Consider the following 1,276-nt stretch of genomic DNA (forward strand, 5'->3'; position numbering starts at 1 on the left):
GTAGCCTTTTGGAGAGATTTCAAGAAGTTCAACAAGGAGGGCATTGGATACGTAGAGAGCACTGAGGACCCTAGGGATCGCCGCTCAAAACTCCTGAGGCTGACCCCTGAGGGTAAGAAGTTCTATGAGCAACTGAGGAGTAAACGACATGCCCAGATTGCGGGGAAACAGTTGGTTAGCTGACGTGACCCTCCCTGATGGGAGACGGTTTCGTAAGACCTTTCAAACTGAGAGGGAGGCCAAGGCATTCGAGGCTAACCCACTCGTTGAAACAACCAAGCCCACGGTGGGACCTATCTTCCGACATGGGTATGAGCTGAGATGGAGACGCACTAGGAACGCAAGGAACGTGTATGGCATCGTGGAAGAACTGATTGAACGCCTAGGGGAGAACACTCCACTATCATCAATCGACGCCGCCAAGGTGCAAGACCTGAAGATGGGGTTAATCCAAAAGGGTAACTCTGGTGCTCGGATCAATCGCAAGATGGTCTACCTCAAGGCCCTACTTGAACACGGCAAAGACCGTGGAGCACTCGATGAGGTACCTCGGTTCCCTAAGAAGGAGCACGAGGGGGAGGGCAGGGAGCGTTTCCTCACTAACGATGAGGTTGACCTCTTGTTCTACTTCCTGAGCCCTAAGTTCAGAGCATTTGCTACATTCCTACTGTACACTGGTGCTCGCATAGGTGAGGCCACAGCCCTACCTTGGGTAGACATTCGAGGTTCAAGTGTTACCTTCAGGTGGACACTTACCAAGGGCAAGAAAACCCGGACCATCCCTTTGGTCGATAAGGCTAAGGAAGCCGTGGAAACCTATGGGGACACAGAAGCACCAGGGCCGTGGTCAACCATTGACTACGACTCGTTCCACCAAGCGTTCACCGCCGCTAAGCGCAAGGCTGGGCTCGATGAGGAGGAGATCGTTCCTCACACCCTGCGCCACACTTGTGCTTCGTGGATGGCGATACGAGGGGTGGACATCAGGCGTATCCAGGTGTGGATGGGGCATCAGGATGTGAAGACCACCCTGCGCTACGCCAAGCTCCTCCCGGATAACCTGTGGACAGCCGCCGCCGCATTACAAAATGATGGCGAGGGTGTTGACAATACCGGTGGGGACCTATATCCCCACGCTGTGCCGCCGGTGAGCCAAATGTGCCTTAACAAAGGTAACAGTCAACAGGTGAACCAAGGCACAAAACCCAGGTGAAACAGTAAGTTACACCACGATGGGAGAGTGTCCCGAGCGGCAAAGGGGGGGGACTGTAAATCC

Annotated in this window: 1 protein-coding gene and 1 pseudogene; both read left to right on the forward strand. The window is 54.2% G+C overall.

Annotated features, from left to right (window positions below; all coding sequences use genetic code 11):
- Positions 1-183, forward strand: a pseudogene (locus M2320_RS23220) (winged helix DNA-binding protein); the annotation flags it as partial.
- 166 nt (positions 184-349) lie between these two features.
- Positions 350-1,213: a tyrosine-type recombinase/integrase gene (locus M2320_RS23225; RefSeq protein ID WP_264599333.1), complete on the forward strand. Its 864-nt coding sequence runs from the start codon at positions 350-352 to the stop codon at positions 1,211-1,213.
- The last annotated feature ends 63 nt before the right edge of the window (positions 1,214-1,276 follow it).

The organism is Rhodoblastus acidophilus (genome assembly GCF_025961575.1).
Classification (GTDB): domain Bacteria; phylum Pseudomonadota; class Alphaproteobacteria; order Rhizobiales; family Beijerinckiaceae; genus Rhodoblastus; species Rhodoblastus acidophilus_C.